The 24,954-nt window shown below is 45.4% G+C and carries 19 protein-coding genes; 14 read left to right on the top strand and 5 right to left on the bottom strand.

From position 1 onward, the window contains the following. Nucleotides 1-20: 20 nt before the first annotated feature. Both znuB and znuC read right to left on the bottom strand, forming a co-directional pair. Nucleotides 21-806: a zinc ABC transporter permease subunit ZnuB gene (gene znuB / locus QMA41_RS05990; RefSeq protein WP_281629107.1), complete on the bottom strand. Its 786-nt coding sequence runs from the start codon at nt 804-806 to the stop codon at nt 21-23. Then, the gene (gene znuC, locus QMA41_RS05985) at nt 799-1,584 is read right to left on the bottom strand and encodes a zinc ABC transporter ATP-binding protein ZnuC (RefSeq protein ID WP_019277836.1); all 786 of its coding nucleotides are present in this window, start codon (nt 1,582-1,584) and stop codon (nt 799-801) included. The genes znuB and znuC overlap by 8 nt, the downstream gene beginning before the upstream one ends. Before the next feature lie 82 nt (nt 1,585-1,666). Here znuC and znuA point away from each other — a divergent pair, with 82 nt between their 5' ends. From znuA to QMA41_RS05960, 5 genes are all read left to right on the top strand, one after another. Then, complete coding sequence (gene znuA, locus QMA41_RS05980) at nt 1,667-2,545, top strand: zinc ABC transporter substrate-binding protein ZnuA (RefSeq protein ID WP_045987508.1); 879 nt, start codon at nt 1,667-1,669, stop codon at nt 2,543-2,545. Nucleotides 2,546-2,790: 245 nt separating this feature from the next. Next, nucleotides 2,791-6,120, top strand: coding sequence for an AraC family transcriptional regulator (locus tag QMA41_RS05975; RefSeq protein ID WP_281629106.1), 3,330 nt, complete (start codon nt 2,791-2,793; stop codon nt 6,118-6,120). Between the two features lie 609 nt (nt 6,121-6,729). Continuing rightward, the gene (locus QMA41_RS05970) at nt 6,730-6,957 is read left to right on the top strand and encodes a FeoA family protein (RefSeq protein ID WP_065740516.1); all 228 of its coding nucleotides are present in this window, start codon (nt 6,730-6,732) and stop codon (nt 6,955-6,957) included. After that, a complete protein-coding gene (feoB, locus tag QMA41_RS05965) occupies nt 6,957-9,233 on the top strand; it encodes a Fe(2+) transporter permease subunit FeoB (RefSeq protein WP_281629105.1) in 2,277 nt (758 codons plus the stop codon). The genes QMA41_RS05970 and feoB overlap by 1 nt, the downstream gene beginning before the upstream one ends. Beyond that, on the top strand, nt 9,230-9,460 hold the full coding sequence (locus QMA41_RS05960) for a FeoC-like transcriptional regulator (RefSeq protein WP_021457202.1): 231 nt from the start codon (nt 9,230-9,232) through the stop codon (nt 9,458-9,460). The genes feoB and QMA41_RS05960 overlap by 4 nt, the downstream gene beginning before the upstream one ends. 31 nt (nt 9,461-9,491) lie before the next feature. On the opposite strand, the gene QMA41_RS05955 is transcribed toward QMA41_RS05960, so the two are convergent. Both QMA41_RS05955 and argS read right to left on the bottom strand, forming a co-directional pair. Next, nucleotides 9,492-9,920 carry an HIT domain-containing protein gene (locus QMA41_RS05955; protein ID WP_006959451.1) on the bottom strand — a complete coding sequence of 143 codons (429 nt, stop codon included), beginning with the start codon at nt 9,918-9,920 and terminating at the stop codon, nt 9,492-9,494. 99 nt (nt 9,921-10,019) lie between these two features. After that, nucleotides 10,020-11,753: an arginine--tRNA ligase gene (gene argS / locus QMA41_RS05950; protein ID WP_281629104.1), complete on the bottom strand. Its 1,734-nt coding sequence runs from the start codon at nt 11,751-11,753 to the stop codon at nt 10,020-10,022. Nucleotides 11,754-11,997: 244 nt separating this feature from the next. Between argS and QMA41_RS05945 the strand changes: the two genes are divergently transcribed. Continuing rightward, entirely contained in the window at nt 11,998-12,597 is a 600-nt protein-coding gene (locus QMA41_RS05945) for a VOC family protein (protein ID WP_281629103.1), read from the top strand. On the opposite strand, the gene QMA41_RS05940 is transcribed toward QMA41_RS05945, so the two are convergent. After that, nucleotides 12,589-15,363, bottom strand: a complete 2,775-nt coding sequence (locus QMA41_RS05940; RefSeq protein WP_281629102.1) for an insulinase family protein — start codon at nt 15,361-15,363, stop codon at nt 12,589-12,591. The genes QMA41_RS05945 and QMA41_RS05940 overlap by 9 nt on opposite strands. Before the next feature lie 240 nt (nt 15,364-15,603). Here QMA41_RS05940 and sixA point away from each other — a divergent pair, with 240 nt between their 5' ends. From sixA to QMA41_RS05900, 8 genes are all read left to right on the top strand, one after another. After that, the gene (gene sixA, locus QMA41_RS05935; protein ID WP_021457205.1) at nt 15,604-16,068 is read left to right on the top strand and encodes a phosphohistidine phosphatase SixA; all 465 of its coding nucleotides are present in this window, start codon (nt 15,604-15,606) and stop codon (nt 16,066-16,068) included. 153 nt (nt 16,069-16,221) lie between these two features. Continuing rightward, nucleotides 16,222-18,315, top strand: coding sequence for a flagellar biosynthesis protein FlhA (gene flhA / locus QMA41_RS05930; protein ID WP_281629101.1), 2,094 nt, complete (start codon nt 16,222-16,224; stop codon nt 18,313-18,315). A 30-nt stretch (nt 18,316-18,345) separates the two neighbouring features. Beyond that, nucleotides 18,346-19,827 carry a flagellar biosynthesis protein FlhF gene (flhF, locus tag QMA41_RS05925; RefSeq protein ID WP_281629100.1) on the top strand — a complete coding sequence of 494 codons (1,482 nt, stop codon included), beginning with the start codon at nt 18,346-18,348 and terminating at the stop codon, nt 19,825-19,827. A 13-nt stretch (nt 19,828-19,840) separates the two neighbouring features. Beyond that, the gene (locus QMA41_RS05920; RefSeq protein ID WP_019277847.1) at nt 19,841-20,728 is read left to right on the top strand and encodes a MinD/ParA family protein; all 888 of its coding nucleotides are present in this window, start codon (nt 19,841-19,843) and stop codon (nt 20,726-20,728) included. After that, on the top strand, nt 20,721-21,455 hold the full coding sequence (locus tag QMA41_RS05915; protein WP_006959443.1) for an RNA polymerase sigma factor FliA: 735 nt from the start codon (nt 20,721-20,723) through the stop codon (nt 21,453-21,455). Before QMA41_RS05920 ends, QMA41_RS05915 begins: the two co-directional genes overlap by 8 nt. A gap of 45 nt (nt 21,456-21,500) precedes the next feature. Continuing rightward, the gene (gene cheY, locus QMA41_RS05910) at nt 21,501-21,869 is read left to right on the top strand and encodes a chemotaxis response regulator CheY (protein WP_019277848.1); all 369 of its coding nucleotides are present in this window, start codon (nt 21,501-21,503) and stop codon (nt 21,867-21,869) included. Nucleotides 21,870-21,909: 40 nt separating this feature from the next. Then, the gene (locus QMA41_RS05905) at nt 21,910-22,629 is read left to right on the top strand and encodes a protein phosphatase CheZ (RefSeq protein WP_006959441.1); all 720 of its coding nucleotides are present in this window, start codon (nt 21,910-21,912) and stop codon (nt 22,627-22,629) included. 9 nt (nt 22,630-22,638) lie between these two features. Continuing rightward, on the top strand, nt 22,639-24,933 hold the full coding sequence (locus tag QMA41_RS05900; protein ID WP_281629099.1) for a chemotaxis protein CheA: 2,295 nt from the start codon (nt 22,639-22,641) through the stop codon (nt 24,931-24,933). Nucleotides 24,934-24,954: the final 21 nt, after the last annotated feature.

Genomic DNA, 24,954 nt, shown 5'->3' with positions numbered 1-24,954 from the left:
TTTTCATTTTAGCTTCTAGCTTAAGCCTTTACTCGATATAGCTGTGACAACATAAACATAGCGGTGGCACTGATGACCACAGAAGGCCCCGCTGGAGTATCGTAATGCCATGAGAGGCTAAGGCCTAAGAGCACAGCGACTGCTCCAATAAAAGAGGCAGTTATGGCCATCTGCTCTGGAGTTCTAGAGAATCGACGCGCGGTAGCCGCAGGAATAATCAACAGTGAAGTCATGATCAAAGCGCCTACGAATTTCATACCGATGGCAATCACAAGGCCAACCATAATCATCAGAACTAAACGCATTAAGTCGACATTGTGGCCTTCTACCTCGGCGAGATCCTCATTAACCGTTGTTGCAAGCAGAGAACGCCAAAAATAGACCAGTATTGCAGAAACGAGCGCTGCGCCCGCATATATATAAACGAGGTCCGTTGGGCTAACAGCGAGTAAATCACCAAACAAGTAACTCATCAGGTCGATTCGTACATTGTCTAGAAAGCTGACCGCCACTAAGCCAAGAGATAAGGCACTGTGTGCCAGAATACCCAGCAGCGTATCAGTTGCGACCAATTGTTGTCTTTGGAGGGCGACAAGAATAAAGGCGAGAGCCAAGCAGCAGACAATCAGGGCAAAATACAGGTTGACGTCAAGAAGGAAGCCTAATGCAAGCCCCATCAAGGACGCGTGAGCCAAAGTGTCGCCAAAGTAAGCCATTCTTCGCCATACAACAAATGACCCCAGCGGTCCCGCGATGGCTGCAATCCCCAAGCCTGCGAGGATAGAAGGTAATAGAAACTCAATCATGATGGTGACCATGTGAATGCTGTGAACAGGTAGACGCTTCGCCAGATACAGGATCACCCGCTAAATCATGGTGATGATGTTGATGCTGGTGGTGGTAAAACGCAAGAGACTCATTTCTCGTTTCGCCAAACAGAGCAATGTAACTTGGGTGTTTGGTGATATCGGCTGGCGCGCCTGAACAACAGATATGGTGATTGAGGCAGATAACGTCGTCAGTTTTCGCCATTACCAAGTGTAAGTCGTGGGATACCATGAACACCGCGCAGCTGAAACGATGGCGAATAGTATCAATTAACTCATATAAATCAATCTGTCCTTGGACATCAACACCTTGAGCTGGCTCATCAAGAACCAGCAAGTCTGGTCGTTGGAGTAGTGCTCTTGCTAAGAGAACACGTTGGCTCTCTCCACCAGAGAGAGAATGCATGTTCGCTCGCATTAAGTGTTGTGCACCGACAAGTTTCAACGCATCTTGCAGTTCTTGCTCACTAAATTTACCCGCGAGCTTCATGAAACGTTTCACATCCAGAGGTAATGAGTCATTCAGCCTAAGTTTTTGAGGGACATAACCAATTTTTAGGTTCGGCGTCTTATTGACTGTCCCGCTGAACTGCTTTTGAAGACCTAACAACACCTTTACTAGAGTGGATTTACCCGCTCCGTTAGGGCCTATCAATGTTGTTATTTCTCCTCGCTTTAGGGTGAGACTAATATTATCAAGGACTTTGCGTTCTCCGAATTGAACACAGACTTGTTGAAGTTCGACCAGTGCCGACATGAATGGAACTCATTTGCAAATAACTATTGTTATAATGTAACATTTGAAAAACTTTAACGCCAGAGACTAGTGGTATTGATTTATGAAACACCTTATTCCTTTGCTATCCATTTTTGCTATAGGTAGTGCAAACGCCAGTGAAATACTGACCAGTATCAAACCCATTCAGATGATTACCTATGAAATTACGCAAGGTGTTTCTGAGCCAGATTTATTGCTTGAGTCCAACACTTCCCCACATGATTACGCGCTGAAACCATCTGATGTGAAGCGAGTTAGAAAAGCCGATTTAGTCGTTTGGTTCGGTAATGACCTAGAACCTTTTTTAACTAAAGTTCTTGAGGGTCAGAAGAATGTTTTGACCATCAGTGAAGTGGATGGTTTGAACCTTCGCGAGTTTTCAGAAGACGGACACAGTCACGATCATGACGGGCATAATCATGGCTCGCACGATCCGCATTTTTGGTTAGGGCATGAACAAAGTATTAAGGCTGCTGAAGCGATTAGCCAGAAACTTTCTGAGTTAGACCCGAGCAACAAAGATGTTTATCAAGCGAACTATCAGGCATTTGTGAAAAATGCTAATCAGTACGATGAAAAGTGGCGTGCGTCGCTAGAGCCAGTAAAAGAGGTGGGTTACTACGTATTTCATGATGCCTATGGTTATTTCGAGCAGGATTATGGCTTGAATCATTTGGGTGAATTTACGGTTAGCCCTGAGAGAAAACCTGGGGCTAAGACACTCATTAAAATCAAGAAAGCGTTGGCAAAAGGGGATGCTAAATGTGTCTTTTCTGAACCTCAGTTTACTCCAGCTGTTGTTGAGTCTGTGACGCGTGGCAGTCAAGCCAAGCAAGGGGTACTTGATCCTATTGGTACTAATGTTCAAGTTGGACCAGGCAGCTACTTTACTTTTATTCAGTCCATCACAGACAGCTTCACTGAATGTCTTAGTAACTAAATATTTGTTTGATATGCCATCAAAGGGAAGCATAGCGCTTCCCTTTTTTGATGGTTCTAGATAAGAAAACGCCGATTTTTTGAAGCAGCATCTTGTTTATGGTTGGAAATCCAAGATAATTATTATCACAAAATAATTTGATGACTCAGTTCAATTAGCTTTGAGTCTTGATCTGGGTGGATCATTCGAAACGCTTAGATTTGGAATATTATTGACTGTCCAATTTTGCTGCAAGGGAATCGCTAGTGAAACAAGCCGTTTGTTTTCTGTCGTTTTTATTTTTGACTCGTGTCGCGATGGCAATGGATCTCCCTTTGTCAGTTTTCTACCCCTTGCCAACGCAATCTCAGGGTAAAGCGTTTGCCGCTAAAGAACTTTTTCTCGCTGACAATGGTGGTATCTGGTTTCAAGATGTTAGAAATCAGGTGCTGTTTTTTGATGGGCAAAACATTTTGCCCAAGTCAGGTTCTGCACTCGATTTTGAATCAGAGCAAGTTGCTTTTCTCGGCAGTGCTTTTTGGTCATTTGCGGGCAATGAGATTTATCGCACCACCCCAGGTAAAAGTCGAGAACTGATATTCAGTCTCACGCCGGGTACTGAGATTTTACAAATAGGGGTATCGAACCGTTACGTTTGGGTCTCTGATGCTTCAAACTTCTACACCTATCACGTTGATAGTGGAGAGTTCTCTTCTTACTCCTTAATGGAGTTGTATCAATACAACCAGTCTGCTCAAATCAACATTACCGATGCCAAACGGATTCAGTCAAAGTGGGTACTGGCAACAAACTCCGGAGTGTACTTGTCAGATGGTAGCCATTTCGAACATGCCCCTCGCTCCGGTACGAGCCATATAGAAACCCTCTATTTTTCCGAAAAACGTCAAGAGTTGGTCGTCGGAACTCGACACGGGGCAATTCTTTTCAATTTTAACCATCCTGACGCTCCACTTAAACGAATCCCAGGTGGACATGTTTTGAGTATTGCGGAAACGCAAAAAGGCTACTGGATAGGTACCGAATCCGGTTTGCAATCGTACTCTTTTGCATCACAAGAGAGTGGCTATTTCGCCAGAGAACACACACACAGTCATGCGTTGTTTGGTGAAAAGGTTTACTCATTACTCAATGATCATCGAGGGGGAATGTGGATTGCCACTGAACGAGGCATTCATTACTTCTCATTGTTTGCTCATCATTTTAAGCGCTTTCCTGATTTGATGTTAACCCGTGGATCAGCGTCAGAAAAACTGATTCAACTGACTAACAAGAAGAGTCGTAGTGGATTTTGGATGGTTACTAATGTGGGTGTATATTCACTAAAATTGAACCATAAGGCGTCAAGAAAGCTGCTTTATAAAGGTAGAGTGAACGATGTTATCGAGCATAATGGCGTGCTCTGGCTAGCCACTGAGAATGGCATCATCTGTATTGATAGTGTATCCGGTACTGTGATTGCGGACCGTTTACCTAACTTTTTAAAAACATCGTCAGTTGAGTTGTTGGAACTGGATAACAACGGTCGAATCTGGGGAGCCAGCGACCATAAGTTATGGCGCTTTGATACCCAAAGTCGCGAGTTGATGCAATATGGCTCTGAGTGGATGCTGAACAAGTATTTACCAGCGCAAGTTACTCAGATGGCAGTGGCTGACAATGGCAGTCTAATCTTGGGCACAGATCATGGCACCTATGTACTGATCAACGGGCAAATCCACTATGTTAGTGCCTCAGAACACTATGGGCGTGTGGCTAGTATAAAAGAAGTGAATGGTGGTGAAATCTGGGTGGCGAGTACTTACGGATTGTATCAATTAGATGCCGCCAGCTTGCAACTTAAGTCTCTGACTATGGTGGATGATCATATCACGCCTAAGTGTTTGATTAGTAATCGCAATGGTGTCTGGATGACTTCTTCTGCTGGTCTGACCCATTATGCGAAGAACGGGCAAATAGCAGCACACTATGGTGAGCCGCTCGGTTTAGTGAATAACGAATTCCAATCAGGGCTATGCAGCTCAGGTTCAGAAAGCCTGCAAAATCTATTAATTGGCTCAAGGCGAAACCTTATCAAGGTTGACACCAAAAGTCTTAGTGCTAGCAAATCTCCCAACGTACAGGTGATATACAGCCAAGTGGTTGCAAACCAGGATCTGTACTCTCTTGGTGGGAGTGTTTTGGGTGCACCACATGTGACATATGGAGAATCGATTGCGTTTCAGTTTGGTGTGCTTCCACAAGTCAGTAATGTTTCCTTGCAATATCGACTGGGAGAGCAGGATGAATGGCAGAATCTCGAAGGAATGAAGCTGACCATTGAACATATCCTTCCTGGTGACTACGAGCTTGAGGTACGTGCTGTAAATAATGGCATGGCGCAGAGTGCTATCGAGCCGTTTGTTTTCTCAGTTGACGAGCCTTGGTATATCCGAGGGTATGCGATTTTCTCCTACGTGACAGCCGTATTTATTCTGCTAGCGTTTGTTATTTATTGGCGCTCTCGCATGATGGCAAGAACCAATAAAGATCTGAGGTCTCAGGTAGCGCTTAAGACTAATCAACTGCGTCATCAAAGCCGAATCCTGCTAACTAACAACGATCAATTAAGAAAACAGCTACAAATCCGACGCATCCTTTATCGACAGTCAGTGCAATCGTTGCGGGAAAGGCTGCAAGGTTGTGCATCACAGACGGCCACAGATTCAGAACAAGGCAAACAGCAATTATTGAGATTTATGATTCACGAACTGGATCTATTGCTTAACGTACGTGCGGCTAATGGCGATGCCTTGCCAGTTTACAACTTGTCTTTGGTATTGCGCTCTGCATTGGATGGTTGGCAAGAAGAGCTTATTAAGGCTGGTTTATCTGTGGAGGTACAGTCAGAAGAAGATAAAGACATTTACGTCACTCTCGATGTTTTTAATCTCGATAGTGTGTTTAATCTTTTGATTGATAATCTGATTAAGCGCTCATATCGAGCGCAAGTTGTGTTGATGAGGTATCGTATCAATGACGGAGAAGTCTCTTTTTCCATAACCGAACAAGGTGCAAAGCTTGATGATGCTTCTGTGACGCCCATTGAGTTGTGGAATGAAATCGAGTCTTTGGTCAAAGAAAATGGTGGTAGCTTCCATCGATACAGCTCCGATGAACGAAACTTAATTGAGTTTGTGTGGCCTGTTGGAAGTGAATTTGAAGAGAACTCGATTGTTCAACTTACTGACACAGGCTTATCTGAAGAACAGTCAAAAGACCCGTGGATTGAAAAACTCGAAGCCTTAGTTGTCCAACATTATTCAGATCCGGAATTTGGTACGGCTTCAGCGGCTAAGCAAATGTACGTGTCCGAGCGTAGTTTACAGCGTCGATTTAAATCGGCTGCAGAACGTACGTTTATGGATTACGTGACTGAGGTGCGGCTGGACTATGCTTGTCGACGTTTGCTGGCTGGTGAAAAAATCTCAGATGTAGCGTTTGAATGCGGGTTCAATGACCCTTCCTATTTTAGTCAGCGATTTAAACATCGCTTTGGCGTTTCCCCCTCACAGTTTATTGAAGATCAAGATCGGTAGTTTGTCGTTGCCCACGACTTAAATGAACCAAAAACTAAATAAAATGCGTTGTGTTAAGTAGGATGAACTTAGCACACTGATTGGCGTGATGCGTGATGCGTGATGCGTGATGCGTGATGCGTGATGCGTGATGCGTGATGCGTGATGCGTGATGCGTGATGAAAAAAATATCGTGGTATAGCCGGGGGGACTATACCACGGGTGCCAATGACACCTTCGCTTGCTGCCGGAGTGGTGCGGGTAGCACCACCTCTGGAATTCAATGTCTTCCAAGGAGCTGTCCTTGTCGACGTGTTTAACTATAAAACTATCGACTTATTTTACTTATAAAATTAACGCCAAGGTTACATGATAAAAGCGACATTGAGGGTATATTGTTGATTTTTAATTATTTTTTGTTTATTTGTCAGCAAGGATTTGAAATTGGCCTTGTTTATTAACTGACCAGAAATGATTGTTTTTAACGGAATTAACGGGTGTTTAATTGACGAAAGTGACGTTCCATATTCGCAATGTTTGATTTCAGACAAGATTTACAAAATTTACACAGGCTAAGATCTAAAGTCTTAATAATAATATTTCTCATTTTTATCTTTAATTGGCCTGTCTATGAAACTTTCAGATTTAACACAAGGGCAAAAAGCAACGATCACCGGTTTTTCAGAGCTTTCTAATGATGTTAGGAAAAAGCTTATGGTGATGGGGTTGCTTCCTCAAACTCCAGTCACGCTTATTCGTAAAGCCCCAATGGGCGATCCTCTTCAGGTTGAAGTCCGCGGTGTGTCTCTCGCAGTCAGAACTAATATTGCTAATTCAATTCATGTGGAGGCCAGCTGATGAAGTACAAAATTCTGACCGTCGGTAATCCAAACAGTGGTAAAACAACCCTGTTTAATGGCCTGACAGGTGCCAAACAGCAAGTAGGTAACTGGGCAGGTGTGACGGTTGAAAAGAAAACAGGTCGTTACAGTCATTCTGGTGATGATTTCATGCTCACTGACCTTCCTGGTATCTACGCATTAGATAGTGGTAACGATGGCAACAGTATCGATGAGTCAATCGCTTCACGTGCGGTCTTGACGCACCCAGCAGATCTAATCATTAACGTTGTTGATGCGACGTGTCTAGAGCGCAGTTTATATATGACGCTTCAACTGCGAGAGCTTGGCAGACCGATGATGGTTGTGCTGAATAAAATGGATGCATTGAAGCGTGAACGACAAACTATCGATGTTAAAGCGTTAGAAAAGATGCTGGGCTGTCCGGTATATGCTTTATCCGCAAACAACAAAAATCAGGTTCAACGTCTGAAAGGGCGTCTACATAAAGCGGTGGTTCAAGGCGTTGCACTGAACGAACTGAAGATTGGCTATGATGTAGAATTTGAGCGAGCGATAGACCAAATCCAACCTGTTTTTATCAATCATTCTGAGGTTTCCGCACGCGCTCTTTCTATTCGAGCTTTAGAGCAGGATCTGTTGGTCTTAAACAATCTTTCTTCTGAGGAAAGAGATAACATTGCGAAAATTCAGGGCAGTCTCGACCTAGATATCGATCTCATGGTTGCCGATACGAAATATACTTTCCTCCATGAGCAGTGTAAGAAAGTGCGCCGGACTGAATGCAAGCTTAGTCATAGCTTTACGGAAAAGGTGGATAACGTCATTCTCAATAAATGGGTAGGCGTTCCATTTTTCTTTGTCGTTATGTACCTGATGTTTATGTTCTCTATCAACATTGGCAGTGCATTTATCGACTTCTTTGATATTGGTGTCGGCGCTTTGCTGGTTGATGGTGGGCACTACTTGTTAGATGATCATCTGCCTGTTTGGTTGGTGACATTGATTGCGGATGGCGTGGGTGGCGGTATCCAGACCGTCGCCACGTTCATTCCTGTGATTGCTTGCTTGTATCTCTTTTTGGCAATCCTAGAAAGCTCAGGCTATATGTCTCGTGCTGCCTTTGTTCTCGATAAAGTGATGCAGAAGATTGGTTTACCGGGTAAAGCCTTCGTTCCATTGGTTCTTGGCTTCGGTTGTAACGTACCAGCCATCATGGCAACACGAACGTTAGATCAGGAACGTGAACGCAAACTTGCTGCCTCAATGGCGCCGTTCATGTCTTGTGGTGCTCGTCTTCCTGTATATGCATTGTTTGCCGCCGCGTTTTTCCCTGAAAGTGGCCAGAATATCGTATTTGCTCTTTACCTACTGGGGATTGCTGCGGCTGTATTCACTGGGTTGGTGCTAAAGCATACGCTTTACCCGGGCTCAAGCGACAGCTTAATCATGGAAATGCCTGATTACGAATTACCAACGATACAGAATGTACTGATAAAAACGTGGCAAAAGCTGAAACGCTTTGTCCTTGGAGCAGGTAAAACTATCGTTGTTGTTGTGACCATTCTTAGCTTCCTCAACTCTGTCGGTACTGATGGGTCATTTGGCAATGAAGACAGCGAGAATTCAGTGCTGTCTAAAGTTTCTCAGGTGGTGACGCCTGTATTTGAACCGATAGGCGTTCATGAAGATAACTGGCCGGCGACAGTTGGTATTATCACAGGTATTTTTGCCAAAGAAGCGGTAGTGGGAACTTTGAACAACCTTTACGCACCAAGTGAAGGAGAAGAAGGTGAGTTCAATCTCATGGCGAGTTTGGAAGAGGCAGTTATGTCTATCCCGGAAAACTTAGCTGGATTGAGTTATTCCGATCCATTGGGTATTGAAGTGGGTGATTTGACCGATAGCTCTACTGTGGCAGAGGAGCAGGAAGTTGACGCTTCTATTTTTGGTAACCTGAATCAATATTTCGTCTCAGGCCATGCCGCGTTTGCTTACTTGATTTTCATCTTGCTGTACACACCGTGTGTCGCGGCTATGGGAGCTTATGTCCGTGAATTTGGCCAGAAATACGCGCGCTTTATTGCTGTATGGACGATGGGTCTTGCTTACGGCGGTGCAGTGCTTTACTACCAGACGATGCACTTCACAGACCACCCAATCTACAGTGCAGCCTGGATAGCCGGAGTCATTTTGGTTTCCTTTGCGACTTATCGCGCGTTGAAAGCGGCGGGGCAGAAGCAGATGCATTATGCTGAGGCACAAACAGCATGATCTTACAGGAGCTGAAACGGCACATCGAGCAGCAGGGCTGCGTTAGCCAGAAAGAACTCGCGAAGAAATTTTCAATGAGCGAAGACGGTGTCGATGCCATGCTGGCGGTATGGATAAAGAAAGGGAAGATATCTCGCTTGGTCGATACAAATAAAGCTCAGAAAGTGACCCGGGTCAGATACTCCGCGAATAGTGCCGATGAGTTATCTCTCACGGTGACCATGTAAAGAAAATGCCGCTAGTAACAGCGGCATTTTTTTACGCTTTTTTAAACAAGCTACTTAGTGATAAGACATTCTGAATCTTACTGAGTATCGCTTGTTGTTCCTCTTCAGAACGAAAATCCCCTTGAGTATTTCCCCATACGGGCCCCGGCCAGGCAACGTCATCCTTAAAACGAGCGATGTGATGGACATGAAGTTGCGGGACCATATTACCAAGCGCACCTAAGTTGAGTTTATCTGGGCGAAACGTTGCTTCTAATGCTTGGCTTACTGCTTGTGATTCAAGTAAGAACTGTTGTTGCTCTTGCATTGGCAAGTGATGCAGTTCTTTCAGGTTTTCCCGTTTAGGAACAAGAATGACCCAAGGAACAGCGTTGTCCTTGTGGAGCAGAGCAATAGTCAAAGGAAAGTGACCGATGACGCTAGTATCCTTTGCCAGTTGTGGGTGGAGTTCAAAACTCATGATTCATTCCTATTAGTATTTTTAGCCAGTATACGCCAGAAAAAACAAAAGGTTGATGCTTTCACATCAACCTTTATTTTCTATCGCTAAAGCCCTAGCTTACATACGTTCTAGCGTATCAATACCTAGCAGAGAAAGACCTTGCTTAATTGTCTTCGCCGTCAGTGCTGCCAGCTTCAGACGACTCTGTTTAACAGACTCATCTTCTGTGTTCAGAATTGGGCATGCTTCATAGAAGCTTGAGAATTGGCCAGCAAGTTCGAATAGGTAACTACACATGATATGTGGTTGACCTTCACGAGCAACTGACTGCACGGCTTCTTCAAATTGAAGTAGCTTGGCGATAAGAGATTTCTCTTTCTCTTCGGTGATCTGAATGTCACCAGCCAGCTCATCCATAGAGATGCCTGCTTTAGCAAAGATAGATGCAACGCGCGTATAAGCGTACTGCATGTATGGCGCTGTGTTGCCTTCAAATGCCAACATGTTGTCCCAGTCAAACACGTAGTCAGTAGTACGGTGTTTAGACAGGTCTGCGTACTTAACAGCAGCCATTGCTACAGTGTTCGCAATGTTTTGCTTTTCAGCTGTTTCTAAGTCTGGGTTCTTAGACTCGATAAGTTTGATTGCACGTTCTTCTGCTTCATCGAGTAGATCCGCCAGACGAACTGTGCCACCTGCACGCGTCTTAAATGGACGGCCATCTTTACCTAGCATCATACCGAAAGCGTGATGTTCAAGAGTTACCTCTTCTGGCACATAGCCCGCTTTACGAACGATTGTCCATGCTTGCATCAGGTGTTGATGCTGACGTGAGTCAATAAAGTACAATACGCGGTCGGCACCTAGCGTCTCGTAGCGGTATTTCGCACAAGCGATATCGGTAGTGGTGTACAAGAAGCCGCCGTCACGCTTCTGGATGATAACACCCATAGGCTCGCCGTCTTTGTTTTTGTACTCTTCAAGGAATACAACTTGTGCGCCGTCATCTTCTTGTGCAAGACCTTGCTCTTTCAGGTCTGCCACAATGCCAGGTAGCATGTCGTTGTACATGCTCTCACCCATTACGTTTTCACGAGTTAGAGAGACATTAAGACGATCGTAGTTGCGTTGGTTTTGGATCATGGTGACATCCACCAGTTTCTTCCACATCTCTGCGCAGTATTCGTCACCGCCTTGCAGTTTAACCACGTAGTTACGCGCCTTGACTGCAAACTCTTCATCTTCGTCGTAAAGCTTTTTCGACTCGCGGTAGAAGGCTTCAAGGTCAGCCAGCTCCATTGAAACTTCACCAGACTCTTGCTGCACACGCTCTAGGTTGGCGATAAGCATACCGAACTGAGTACCCCAGTCACCGATGTGGTTAGCACGGATCACTTTATGACCAAGGAATTCGAGAGTACGAACAACAGCGTCACCGATGATTGTTGAACGTAGATGGCCAACGTGCATTTCTTTAGCAACGTTTGGCGCTGAGTAGTCAGCAACGATAGTTTTTTGCGTTTCAGCTGCAACACCAAGGCGAGAGTCAGATAGTGCGGATTCAGCTTGTTTGGCGAGGAATTCTTCGCTCAGGAAGATGTTGATAAAACCAGGGCCTGCAATTTCAGTTTTGCTTGCAATACCGTCAAGGTCTAGAACATCCAATACTTTTTGAGCAAATTCGCGTGGGTTTGTGCCTAGTTTCTTAGCAACGCCCATTACACCGTTTGCCTGGTAATCACCAAACTGTGGCTTTGCTGATTGACGAACGGCTGCAGGGCTGCCTGCAGGTGCGCCAGCGGCTTCAAGAGCCTGAGATACTTTGTCGTTAATAAGTGCTTGGATATTCACACGCGCTTCCTTCAATTCTTGGGAATTGGTTGGATATGCATTGAGTTATTCAGCTTCGTCAGACGCTATTGCTGAATAATATCCACTCTGGTGGAATGAATGCATATCTCTATAGAGTTCATAATTTGGCGCACATAATACCAACTTTATTGCTTTTCTTATAGGGAGTGTTCTGGGAAATTTTCTACTTTTCCTTAGGTTCTTGCTAGTATTGCGGAAAAATCAACGTTTTGGATAGATGAAAATGTCTCAAAGACTACTGGATGCTGAATTGATGCCTTCACAAATGAAAGGCAAGATTGAAGATTTTATGCATAAAATTCAAGGCTTAAGCGAGAAACTGCATATTAATTTACGTCCTTTTCAGGCGGATCATATTGCATTACGTATCAATGACTTGGAATTGGCAAAACTGGCTCATCAAGAATGGTTAAAAGAAGGCTGTGAAATATCAAATGCGCTGATAAATGGTCGTCCGATCATTGTGATTGAATTTAGTCAGCCTTTGAAGGCGTTAAATTGGTCGATTGAGTGCTTAGAATTGCCTTATCCAGCAGAGGGAAAAAGCTATCCGCAGCAGTCATGGGAGCACGTCGAGTTCGTTGTGCCTTCGCAAGCTGAAACAGCAGAGGAATTTTTGCAGGGCATCAAGCAACAACAGCCAGAACTTGCGAAACACTGGAATCAGTTGGGAGAGCAGGGAATTAAGGTGAAATTATCGAGCCCGAAAGGAGAGGGCGAGCGACTCAACAACCCAACAGTGGCATTTAAGCACGATGGAATTTGTATCAAGCTTCACCCACATTCATTGAAAAAGATTGTCGAGTCGGAGCAATCAGCCTAAATCGATGTCTTTTGGTCTCAATTGAAATTCCTCAATCGAGCCAATTTCAAAACCTAATTCAAGCGGAGCGGACTCATGATGTGCGTTCCCTTGAGTGTGCATAATGAGACGGTTCGCTGTTCTGGGTTTGAGTTCGTTCACGACAAAGCGAATCATGTCAGCGCGAGTAAGTGTCTTGAGTTCTTCCAACACCACTTCTTTTTGGTTAAAGCCACGATCTTTATTACCTATCGCAACCCATAAACGTTGAGCTCGACTGCGTAGGGTGGTGTCTGGCGTTGCAATCTGGTTCCACAACCCTCGTTTACTGCTGTGCCATTGATATTCGTTGAGCTCAAGAAGCACCATATAGAACGCATTGAGAAACTCGTCAATTGAGCTAATTAAATCGACAGGAGCGGCATTGGGAGACTGTACATAGAGCACAATACCCGGATGACGATTGAGTGGTAAGTTCCCTGTTCCTACCATATAACCTAGCTGTTGCTTGGTACGTATCTCATGGAAAAACGTAGCTGACATCAGGTGATTAGCCAGTGAGTAGAGAGCGATGTTTCGTGGCTCGATATCGTCACACTGGTAGTATACAACGACGGCAGAATCTTCCTGATTACATTCCACCGAACGTTGGAATGTCCCGTTTTTACCAAGCATCACAAGAGGACGAAGTGCTTCCTCATATTGTTGATTATGGACTCTAAGCGCGTCTTTGAGTGTCTCGCCGAGGCTGATTGCGTCAGTGCGAGTCCAATCACCATAAACAAACATCTCGACATGCAATTCGGCCAAAATTTCCTGAACGAACTCGGCTAATTCTTCGACATGAATGGTTTCAAGTGCTTCCAACAATGCCACGTAAGGTGGGTTATTGGGTTGCAACAGGCCAGTCATGGCGTTGAACAACTGAGAAATGGGTTTGTCTTGGGCTGCGTTACGCCAGTTCCTGATTAACTGAGTTTTGATGGTTTCAAAGCGTTTGGCACTGAACTCACGTTTAGCAAAGCGGTTGAGGATCATTTTCATCAACTCGGGCTGCTTCTTGCTGAAACCAGACAGTGTTAATGTCACGCCACCTTGATGGGCATACATGTTGTAGCCCATACCTGCAATTTCCGCCTGATAGGTCTCTTTAGCCAGCGAATCGAGGAACATCTCTACACATAAGCGTGTTTTGACAATGTTTTTCGGATTAGCGACCGCATGCGGGCTATCAATCGCTACATAGATAACACCTTTAGGTACGCGGAATTCATGGTCTTGGAGGTGCCATAATTTGAAGCCTGGAAGTTCTTCAATGACTTCAGGGATGTCAGACTGAGAATCGATGGGTTGCGGATCTAAGTCATAACAAATAAATGGGTTCTTTGGTGGAAGGCAAAAGCTTAATTCACTTGCTGTTTTATAGTAGGCCAGCTTCTCTGAACTAAATGGAGTGACAGAGTAGGGGGAAGCGTACCATTGGGCTTGCTTATCATACTTGAAGCCCTGCGCAATTAGAGTAATACGGAGGTTCTCAGGCGTTAAATATTGGAGCAGCTCTTTGAGCAGAGGTTCGTCATACTCATTCATCATAAAGTCGCCGTAGATTGTATCTTCTGGCGCGTAATGTTGCATATTGACCACAAGGTGGCTGACCAAATCTAATGGTCGTGTCGGCTCTTGAAAGCGGAAAGCCGACTCGAGCACTGCCTGTTTCTCAAGGTAACGCCACTCCTCAAACCCATCGCGGCTTAATAGTGTTAAATAGGAGAAGATCGCCTGTACAATTTCATCAATGCAGCCAAGCCCCTCTGTTGTTAACGCGCAGCTAACCGTAAATTCACGATAGTTACTGCCACTGGTGCCACCACCGGCAGAAAGGGAGGTTATCCAACCAGCTTCCTTCAACGCTAACATCAGGCTGCCTTCGCCCTCATAACCAAGCAAATGCGCGAAATAAGAAAGAGGTTTATGACGATAATGCTCATCCATGCTTGGCATTGGGAAGGTCAGTATCAGTTTCCGGATTTCTTTTATTGGCTCGACATTCACCATAATGCTGGTGGAGTTTTTGTCCGTATAGGGTGTGCTGATAGATTTACCCGCGAGGCCATGGGTTGGGATGGACGAAAATCTATCTTCCACCCAGAGCGCAAGCTCGTCTGGAGATTGAGGGCCCATAACGGTTAGCGTCATCAAATCCGCAGAGTATTGCTGATAGTGAAATTCGACAATCTCGTCACGGATCGACTGCCCATCACGATCACCTAGTGTTTCTAGGTTACCGACCGAAAACTTGGCAAACGGATGTTCTGGATTCACCAGCTCCTTGTGAACCTGATACAGACGACGAGAATCATCTTTAAGTTTGAGCTTATATTCAGATTCAACCGCTTGGCGTTCTTTATCTAGCGCTTCAGGGTTAAACAGTGGTGCAGTAAAAAATTGGCTAAACCGGTCGAGGCTATCCTCAAATGCTGAAGGAGTAACGTCAAAAAAGTAGCAAGTGTGCTCGGTGCCAGTCCAGGCATTATTGCTGCCACCGTGCTGATTAATATAGCTTTGAAACTCCCCGACTTTAGGGTATTTTTCTGTACCCAAAAACAGCATATGTTCTAGGTAATGAGCGAGCCCCTGACGATCGATCGGGTCATCAAAATGTCCTACATTGACTGCAAGCGCGGCGGCTGATTTTTGTGCATCGCGATCCTGAACCACCAAGACTCTGAGCCCGTTTTCCAACGTGAGGTAGCGATATTGGTTGGTGTCATTTGGGCTTATATGCACAAGGGTCTCTCCGCTGAAGATGCTTAGATACTAGTATGTACGGGATGTGAACGAGTGCCAACTATCTCTTTGAGAAATATAAGCATACGTAATTTAATTATCCATTCCTTAAGATTGTTAAGAAAGTCGAAGTCTTTAGCAAGGTACTTGATATAATTATTTTTAAACGGACATAAAAAGTCCGTGTATTAAAGAATAACAATTGCGGTTAGTAAGCAGTCACCGATTTAGGAAGAAGCCATGAAAATATTTATAATGCGCCACGGAGAAGCAGAGCATTACGCAGCTTCTGACGCTGAGCGTGCGCTAACGGAAAGAGGACGCAGTGCCTCAGCCGCAGTGGCCAGAGCTTGTGCAGAACAAGGCTATGCCCAGTTTGATAAAGTACTAGTAAGCCCTTACTTGCGGGCCCAACAAACCTGGCAGGAAGTATCCCGAAGTTTCAACGCCAAACAAATCCAAACGTTTGAAGAGATCACGCCATATGGTGAGTCGACTCATGTGGCGGATTATGTTGCTGCGGTTGCCGAAGTGGAAGGTCTTGAATCGATCCTTTTAGTCTCACACTTGCCATTGGTCGGCTATCTGACGGCGGAATTTGTGCCAGATATGGTGCCACCGATGTTCCCTACCTCCGGTATCGTATGTGTTGATTACGATCTGAATAAACGACGTGGTGAGCTGATTTTTAATATCCAACCTTAAAGTACATTGCTTGTGTAGGAAATAATGTAATTCAATGAGTTACAGATTTCTGCGACTTTTCTGTTTAGCCATAAAATTGACAGGACTTATGGACTGGAACTTGCATAACCGCCTAAGTCCCTTAATTTTGGTTAAATTATAGATTTCTCTTCTATGAAGTTTACATTGCCGTTCGCGGATAAGTTACCTCCCATCCCTCAGAGAGCGATGCCAGCGATAGGTGCGCCTATCATGGTATTGGCGACACTGGCGATGGTCGTGCTGCCAATACCGCCATTCCTGCTCGACTTATTCTTCACATTTAACATCGCACTGGCGATGGTGGTGTTATTGGTCACAGTCTACACCCGTAGGCCATTAGATTTCGCTGCGTTTCCAACCGTACTTCTTATCGCGACCTTACTGCGCTTAGCGCTGAACGTTGCTTCAACTCGAGTTGTTTTGTTGTATGGCCACGAAGGTACCGGAGCGGCAGGTAGTGTGATTGAAGCCTTTGGTAGCGTGGTGATTGGTGGTAATTATGCCGTCGGTCTTGTTGTCTTCCTCATCCTGATGATCATCAACTTTATGGTTGTGACCAAAGGTGCAGGCCGTATTTCTGAAGTGAGCGCACGTTTTACCTTGGACGCTTTGCCAGGTAAGCAAATGGCGATCGATGCTGACTTGAACGCAGGATTGATCGATCAAGACCAAGCGCGCACTCGTCGCCAGGAAGTGACGAAAGAAGCGGACTTTTACGGTTCGATGGACGGTGCATCAAAATTTGTTAAGGGTGATGCCATTGCAGGTATCCTGATTCTGTTTATCAACATCATCGGTGGTCTATCGATTGGTATGGCCCAGTATGGATTGGCATTCAGTGACGCTATCCAGATCTATACCTTGTTGACTATTGGTGATGGCTTGGTTGCTCAGATACCGTCGCTACTCTTGTCGATTGGTGCTGCAATCATGGTGACTCGTCAGAACACTGACGAGGATATGGGACAGCAGGTTGTGTTCCAGATGTTCGACAACCCGAAAGCACTGATGATTACCGCTGGTATTCTTGGCGTGATGGGTATCGTGCCCGGTATGCCGCATTTTGCATTCTTGTTACTTGCGATTATGGCAGGTGCTGGCGCGTACTGGATTCATCGTAAACAGAAACAGGAAGCGGAGAAATCTAATTTACCAGCCACCACAGAGCAAGATGCGCCGACGCCTAAAGAATTGTCTTGGGATGACGTTCAACCCGTTGACATCATTGGTCTTGAGGTAGGTTACCGCTTGATCCCGTTAGTGGACAAAGACCAAGGAGGCGAGTTGTTAGAACGGGTTAAGGGCGTTCGCAAAAAACTCTCGCAAGATTTTGGTTTTCTGATTCCTGCGGTCCACATTCGCGACAACTTGGAGCTGACTCCCAATAGTTATCGGATTACTTTGATGGGCGTTGCAGTAGGTGAAGCAGAGATTCGCCCTGATATGGAGTTGGCTATTAACCCGGGGCAGGTATATGGCATGGTGGAAGGCGAACCAACCATTGACCCTGCTTTTGGTCTTGAGGCGGTGTGGATAAAAGATGAGCAGCGAGAGCATGCCCAAGCACTCGGTTATACCGTAGTGGACTCTTCTACCGTTCTTGCTACTCATTTAAGCCAACTACTAACGAACAACGCTTCAAATCTGATTGGTCATGAGGAAGTGCAAAACCTGCTAGAGATGCTTGGACGAAGTGCGCCTAAATTGGTAGAGAACTTTGTGCCGGATCAGCTTCAGCTTGGCGTTGTGGTGAAAGTATTACAGAACTTGCTTAATGAAGCGGTACCTATCCGAGACATCCGAACTATCGTTCAAACCTTGGCTGAATATTCAAGCAAGAGTCAAGAACCTGACATCCTGACAGCAGCCGTTCGCATTTCTTTAAAACGATTAATTGTTCAGGAAATCAATGGAATAGAGCCAGAATTGCCAGTTATTACATTGATTCCTGAGCTGGAACAAATATTGCATCAAACAATGCAAGCATCTGGGGGAGAGTCTGCAGGCATCGAACCAGGTTTGGCAGAACGACTACAATCTTCTTTAACTCAGGCAACTCAAGAGCAAGAGTTGAAAGGAGAGCCAGCCGTCCTTCTGACCTCTGGCGTGTTGCGTTCAACATTGGCTAAGTTTGTGAAGAACACAATCCCATCGCTGCGAGTGCTCTCTTATCAGGAAATCCCAGACGAGAAACAAATACGTATTGTTCAAGCCGTTGGTAACTAGCAGTAATGCGTGAATAGATGGATATCTACTTTGAAGATTAAACGATTTTTTGCCAAAGACATGCGGACCGCCTTACTCCAAGTCAAAGGGGAGTTAGGTGATGATGCGGTTATCATGTCTAATAAAAAAGTCGCTGGTGGTGTGGAGATTGTTGCGGCGGTCGACAATGAGACAGCCGCGGCGCGCTCAGGCGCTAACTATAACTCCCAACCTCGCTACAACAACTCTCAGGCCGCTGTGAATATGAAGAGCGCGCCAGCTCCTAAGCAACGTCAGTTAGACGAAGACAGAGTGAGTCTGCAAGGTAAGGCGGACTCAGGCCGCTCCATGACGAAGCGCTTTGCAAACATGCTTAAGCAATACAGCAACGGTGCTGGAGAAGCAGATGGCAATGAGCCAGAAAGTGCGGACTCACTATCGGCATTACTTAAGAGACAATCGGCTGCTCGAGGGGATAATAACGGCGTTCAGGTACGTGAAGACTCTCCGTTAGCCCGACTCATTGCAGAAGACCGAAGTGCAGAGCGACCTGCTCCACGTCTTGATCCGACACGTTATGAACGTAGTCGTGCCGAAGAGCAGAATGTGCGCGGCGAAGATCTTGAAGATATGCGTGAAGAGATGACGTCAATTCGCCGACTTCTTGAGCATCAAGTATCTGGACTTATGTGGCAGGAAGTTGAGCGCCGCGAACCTCTTCGTGCGATGTTGATTAAACGACTTGAACGTATGGGGGTTTCTGCTGAGCTAGCGGATCAACTCGCATGTTATATTCCTGAAGATACGCCACCAACAAAAGCATGGAAAGCGTTGCTGGGTCTAGTTTCGGACCAAATTCCTATTTCCAAACAGGATATTCTTAAGCGTGGTGGCGTGGTTGCCTTACTAGGGCCTACAGGTGTGGGTAAAACGACGACGGTTGCCAAGCTTGCAGCAAGAGCTGCAATGGAGTTTGGCTCAGACAACGTCGCGTTAGTTACAACGGATACTTATCGTATCGGTGCACACGAGCAATTATCGATTTACGGTCGCATTATGGGATGTGCTGTAAAAGTTGCTAAAGATTCCAAAGAGTTAGCCGATGTAATATATCAATTGAGAAATCGTCGCCTAATTCTGGTTGATACAGCAGGTATGGGACAGCGTGATGTTCGCTTATCAGAGCAGCTTGATACGCTCATGCATGAAAGCGGTGAAGTGATTCATAGCTACCTAGTTTTACCTGCTACCGCGCAGCGAAAGGTACTGCAAGAGACCATCGACCACTTTAAGAGAATTCCACTTTCGGGTTGTATTCTCACCAAACTGGATGAGTCGTTAAGCCTAGGGGAGTTTGTCAGTGTCGTAGTACAAAACTCATTACCTGTGGCTTATATCGCGAATGGACAGCGAGTTCCAGAAGACATAGTGATAGCGCAGCCTAAGTACATGGTTGCGAAGGCAAATGAATTGTTAGAGAAGTCGACAGATGACGAACCTCACTATTGGAATAGTGAATCAGAAAGGTTCTAGGCGGCGGACGATTATGACTAAGAATATGATACAAGACCAAGCAAGCGGACTACGCCGCTTAACACAACCTTCACTGACTAAAGTAATTGCGGTTACTGGTGGTAAGGGCGGCGTGGGTAAATCAAATGTGACTTTAGGCCTGGCGATATGTATGGCGCGCCAAGGCAAAAAGGTCATGGTGCTTGATGCTGACCTTGGTTTGGCAAATGTTGATGTAATGCTGGGTATACGGTCGAAGAAAAACCTCGGCCATGTATTAGCAGGCGAATGTGACTTACAAGATGCTATTGTTGAAGGACCGTATGGAATAAAAATTATTCCGGCGACTTCTGGCACTCAATCAATGACCGAATTATCTCATGCGCAACATGTCGGTTTAATTCGTGCTTTTGGCAGCCTAGAAGATGAGATGGACGTGTTACTCATTGATACTGCTGCCGGGATCTCAGATATGGTAGTGAGCTTTTCACGCGCAGCTCAGGATGTGGTAGTTGTGGTTTGTGACGAACCGACTTCTATCACGGATGCATATGCTCTGATCAAACTTTTGAGTAAAGAACACCAAGTTCAACGATTTAAAATTGTTGCAAATATGGTCAGAAGCTATCGTGAAGGGAGAGAATTGTTCGCAAAGTTGACCTTGGTCACAGAGCGATTCTTGAATGTTAGCCTTGAGCTCGTAGCATGTATTCCATTGGATGATAAAGTTCGACAAGCTGTGAAAAAACAAAAGATTGTCGTGGATGCATTCCCTCGCTCGCCAGCGTCATTAGCTTTGGGATCGTTAGCAAATAAAGCGCTAACTTGGCCAATTCCTAAGACACCGAGTGGACATCTGGAGTTTTTTGTAGAACGCTTACTTCATAGAACAGAGATGTTAGAGGAACCATTTGGTGAATAAGGCATTGACCTATGACCAATACGCAAATCAAGACAGCCAGCGAGCATTTTTAGAAAAATACTCGGTGCTGGTAAAGCGCATTGCTCACCATTTGCTCGGGCGATTACCTCCGAGCGTACAGGTCGAAGACCTAATTCAAGCCGGAATGATCGGCTTATTAGAAGCTCAAAAGAACTACGACGGCAGTAAAGGCGCCAGTTTTGAAACCTATGCTGGCATTCGCATCCGTGGTGCTATGCTTGATGATATACGCCGTGGGGATTGGGTTCCCCGCTCAGTACACAAAAACAGTCGAGAAATCAGTCAGGCCATTGCGCAGTTAGAAGGTGAACTCAATCGGGACCCAACCGATGCAGAGGTCGCCAAGCGCTTAGAAATGAGCCTTGAGCAATACCACAGTGCATTGACGGATATTAACAGTTCTCGTCTCATTGGTATTGACGATTTAGGTGTGTCAGAAGATGCGATATCGCACGAAGATGCTGACGAAGAAAATATCCCTTTTCAGGGCGTCGCAGATGAATATTTTCGTACTGCACTAGTAGAATCAATTAAATCACTTCCTGAAAGAGAAGCTCTAGTACTTTCGCTTTATTATGATGAAGAGTTAAACTTGAAGGAAATCGGTGAAGTTATTGGTGTTAGCGAGTCGCGCGTTAGCCAAATACTAAGCCAATCAATGCAGCGTCTACGCACAAAGTTGAGTGTTTGGACAAATAATGACTAAAAATCACTGATATCGAACTCAGTGGAGGCAATTTTGAATAAAAACATGAAGATCCTTATTGTTGACGACTTTTCAACAATGCGCCGTATCGTTAAGAACTTACTTCGTGACTTGGGTTTCAATAACACTCAAGAAGCGGATGACGGCTTAACGGCGTTACCAATGCTTAAGAAAGGTGAGTTCGACTTTGTAGTAACAGACTGGAACATGCCTGGTATGCAAGGTATCGACCTTCTGAAGCATATTCGTGCCGACGAGGAGCTTAAGCATCTACCTGTTCTTATGATCACAGCAGAAGCGAAGCGCGAACAAATCATTGAAGCTGCGCAAGCAGGTGTAAATGGTTACATCGTTAAGCCATTTACCGCAGCTACACTAAAAGAAAAATTAGATAAAATCTTTGAGCGTTTATAAGTCAAGGAATTGACGACGGAACGCGAAAGGCCAATTCAGAATGATTTCATTAGAACAGGCAAAGCACCTCGTAGAGTTGTTAGAAAACGATCAGCAGAAAGAAGCTGACCAACTTGTCAAAGACATACATGAAGGCTCTTCTAATCCAATGCTACAGGAAATAGGCGAGCTGACGCGTGATCTTCACGAGTCTATCAAGCAATTTAGTATTGATGAGCGCATGAGTGAGATTGCGAACGATGAAATCCCTGATGCTAGGGACAGACTCCAGTATGTCATTGATAAGACAGAAACTGCGGCGAATAAAACCATGGATGCTGTTGACCGCTGCATGCCAATAGCAGACAACCTTCATGAAGGATTGCTCCAGGTCCGCCCTCAGTGGAACGAATTAATGCATGGGCGTATTGAACTTGCGGAATTTAAAGCTCTGTGTCATCGCATTGATGGTCTACTTGGTGAAGTAGAAGGAGATAGCTCCGAGCTTAGAGGGCAGCTAACAGAAATTCTAATGGCGCAGGATTTTCAAGATTTAACAGGCCAAATCATTCGTAGAGTTATTACCCTCGTTAATGAAGTTGAAAAGAGACTAGTGGAAATTCTGACAGCGTTTGGTGCAAGTCAGCTACAAGACGCTGCAAACGATAAGAACAAATCATCGATAGACCCAGAGGGGCCAATACTCAACCCTCATGAAAGGGAAGATGCGGTTTCATCACAAGACGAAGTCGACGACTTACTCTCAAGTCTTGGGTTTTAGAGGTAACTTATGAGCTATGAATTAGACGAAGACATTCTACAGGACTTTTTGGTTGAAGCTGGTGAGATACTAGAGCTTCTTTCTGAGCAGTTAGTAGAACTAGAAAACAACCCTGACGACAAAGACCTTTTAAATGCAATATTTCGTGGTTTCCACACTGTCAAAGGCGGGGCGGGTTTCTTATCATTAACCGAACTGGTTGATACCTGCCACGGTGCTGAAAACGTGTTTGATATTTTGCGTAACGGTCAGCGTCAGGTAACAGCAAGTCTAATGGATACCATGCTGAATGCGCTGGATACTGTCAACGAGCAGTTTCAGGCAGTACAGGATAGAGAGCCTCTGACTCCAGCAGATCAAGCATTGCTTGATGAGCTGCATCGTCTAAGCAAACCTCAAACTGAAGATGAAGCAGAACCTGCGGCAGAAGCGCCTGCTGATCCAGTGGTGGAAGAGCCTATTGTTGAAGAGCCTGTCGCTTCAGAACCAGTGGCAGAATCACCAGAAGCACCTAGTACGCAAGCCGTGTCCGCTGGTTCTATTGACGAAATTACACAAGATGAATTTGAAAAATTATTAGACGAGCTTCATGGTGAAGGTAGTGCACCAGGGACCTCTGAAGCCGTTGCAGCAACAGAAGCTCCGGCCGCTCCGTCTGTGCTTGATGGTGATATGAGCGGTGACATTACTGATGATGAATTTGAAAAGCTTTTAGATGAGCTACATGGTAGCGGGAAAGCTCCCGGTGAAGGTTCGGTAGCCACTCCTGCTCCGCCTCCGCCGAGTAAACCTGAAACGCCTGCACCTGCAGCTGCTGCCAGTGGTGGCGATAGCGATTTAATGACAGACGCTGAGTTTGAAAAGCTACTTGATGATTTACACGGTTCAGGTAAGGGGCCTTCAGTTGAAGAGCTTGATGCAGCAACTAAGCCCGCAACACAAAATGTAGAGCAAACCCCAGAACCTGCTAAGCCAGCGCCAGCCCAAAAAGCTGCGGCACCAGCTCCTAAGGCGGCAGCACCTGCAGCTTCAACAGTTGCATCTGCCCCAAAACCAAAAGAGAAAGCTGCACCGCCGGCTAAAAAAGAAGCAGCGCCGCCAGCGACACAAGCTAAAAAACCTCAAGCGGAAGCAACTGTGCGAGTCGATACATCAACACTTGATACCATTATGAATATGGTCGGTGAATTGGTGCTTGTTCGTAACCGACTACTAAGTTTGGGCCTCAACAGCAATGATGAAGAAATGTCAAAAGCGGTAGCGAACTTGGATGTTGTTACTGCTGATCTTCAAGGCGCTGTGATGAAAACACGCATGCAGCCCATCAAGAAGGTATTCGGTCGTTTTCCTCGTGTTGTTCGAGATTTGGCTCGTAGTCTGAAGAAAGATATTAATCTTGAGATGCGTGGTGAAGATACAGACTTGGATAAAAATCTAGTTGAAGCACTAGCGGATCCACTGATTCACTTGGTACGTAACTCTGTCGACCACGGCGTTGAAATGCCTGATGACCGAGTCAAGGCCGGTAAACCGAGAACGGGTAAAGTTATCCTGTCTGCTTCCCAAGAGGGTGACCATATCGAACTAGCCATTGTAGATGATGGTGGTGGTATGGACCCCGATAAGCTTCGAGGCATTGCGGTCAAGCGCGGTATCATGGATGAGGATGCTGCTTCTCGCTTGACCAATAAAGAATGTTTTAACCTGATCTTTATGCCTGGCTTCTCTAGTAAAGAACAAATTTCAGACATTTCTGGTCGTGGTGTGGGCATGGATGTGGTGAAAACCGCTATTAACACCCTTAATGGCTCCATCGACATCGATTCAGAAATGGGTAAAGGAACCAAGATTACGATTAAAGTTCCGTTAACTCTGGCTATTCTTCCTACCTTGATGGTCGGTGTTGCTGGACATCCGTTTGCGCTACCACTGGCAAGCGTGAATGAAATTTTCCACCTCGACTTGAGCAGGACTAACGTCGTAGACGGTCAGTTGACTATTATCGTTCGTGAAAAATCTATTCCGTTGTTCTACTTACAGAATTGGTTAGCGCCTCAAGCTGGAGATGTAGAGCTTCGTAAAGGTCATGGGCATGTTGTGATTGTCCAGATCGGTAGCCAACGTGTTGGTTTTGTTGTGGATACCTTGATTGGGCAAGAAGAAGTGGTTATTAAACCGCTTGATAGCATGCTTCAAGGCACGCCAGGAATGGCAGGTGCAACGATTACCAGCGATGGTCATATCGCTCTAATTCTGGATGTGCCGGATTTGCTTAAGCAGTATGCAGCTGCTTCTCGAATCTAAGTCGTAGAACAAAAAAGGATT

Origin of the sequence: Vibrio sp. St2 (assembly GCF_947311885.1) — a bacterium.
Taxonomy (GTDB): domain Bacteria; phylum Pseudomonadota; class Gammaproteobacteria; order Enterobacterales; family Vibrionaceae; genus Vibrio; species Vibrio coralliilyticus.
Note: the sequence above shows the minus strand (reverse complement) of the source record. Positions and strands in the feature narration are given on the sequence as shown.

Coding starts and splice junctions, on each gene's coding strand:
- sixA (WP_021457205.1), top strand. CDS start 15,604: ATGAAAATATTTATAATGCGCCACGGAGAAGCAGAGCATTACGCAGCT.
- feoB (WP_281629105.1), top strand. CDS start 6,957: ATGAAGTACAAAATTCTGACCGTCGGTAATCCAAACAGTGGTAAAACA.
- QMA41_RS05905 (WP_006959441.1), top strand. CDS start 21,910: ATGATTTCATTAGAACAGGCAAAGCACCTCGTAGAGTTGTTAGAAAAC.
- QMA41_RS05945 (WP_281629103.1), top strand. CDS start 11,998: ATGTCTCAAAGACTACTGGATGCTGAATTGATGCCTTCACAAATGAAA.
- QMA41_RS05900 (WP_281629099.1), top strand. CDS start 22,639: ATGAGCTATGAATTAGACGAAGACATTCTACAGGACTTTTTGGTTGAA.
- QMA41_RS05955 (WP_006959451.1), bottom strand. CDS start 9,920: ATGAGTTTTGAACTCCACCCACAACTGGCAAAGGATACTAGCGTCATC.
- znuA (WP_045987508.1), top strand. CDS start 1,667: ATGAAACACCTTATTCCTTTGCTATCCATTTTTGCTATAGGTAGTGCA.
- znuC (WP_019277836.1), bottom strand. CDS start 1,584: ATGTCGGCACTGGTCGAACTTCAACAAGTCTGTGTTCAATTCGGAGAA.
- QMA41_RS05920 (WP_019277847.1), top strand. CDS start 19,841: ATGACTAAGAATATGATACAAGACCAAGCAAGCGGACTACGCCGCTTA.
- cheY (WP_019277848.1), top strand. CDS start 21,501: ATGAAGATCCTTATTGTTGACGACTTTTCAACAATGCGCCGTATCGTT.
- znuB (WP_281629107.1), bottom strand. CDS start 806: ATGATTGAGTTTCTATTACCTTCTATCCTCGCAGGCTTGGGGATTGCA.
- QMA41_RS05970 (WP_065740516.1), top strand. CDS start 6,730: ATGAAACTTTCAGATTTAACACAAGGGCAAAAAGCAACGATCACCGGT.
- QMA41_RS05960 (WP_021457202.1), top strand. CDS start 9,230: ATGATCTTACAGGAGCTGAAACGGCACATCGAGCAGCAGGGCTGCGTT.
- flhA (WP_281629101.1), top strand. CDS start 16,222: ATGAAGTTTACATTGCCGTTCGCGGATAAGTTACCTCCCATCCCTCAG.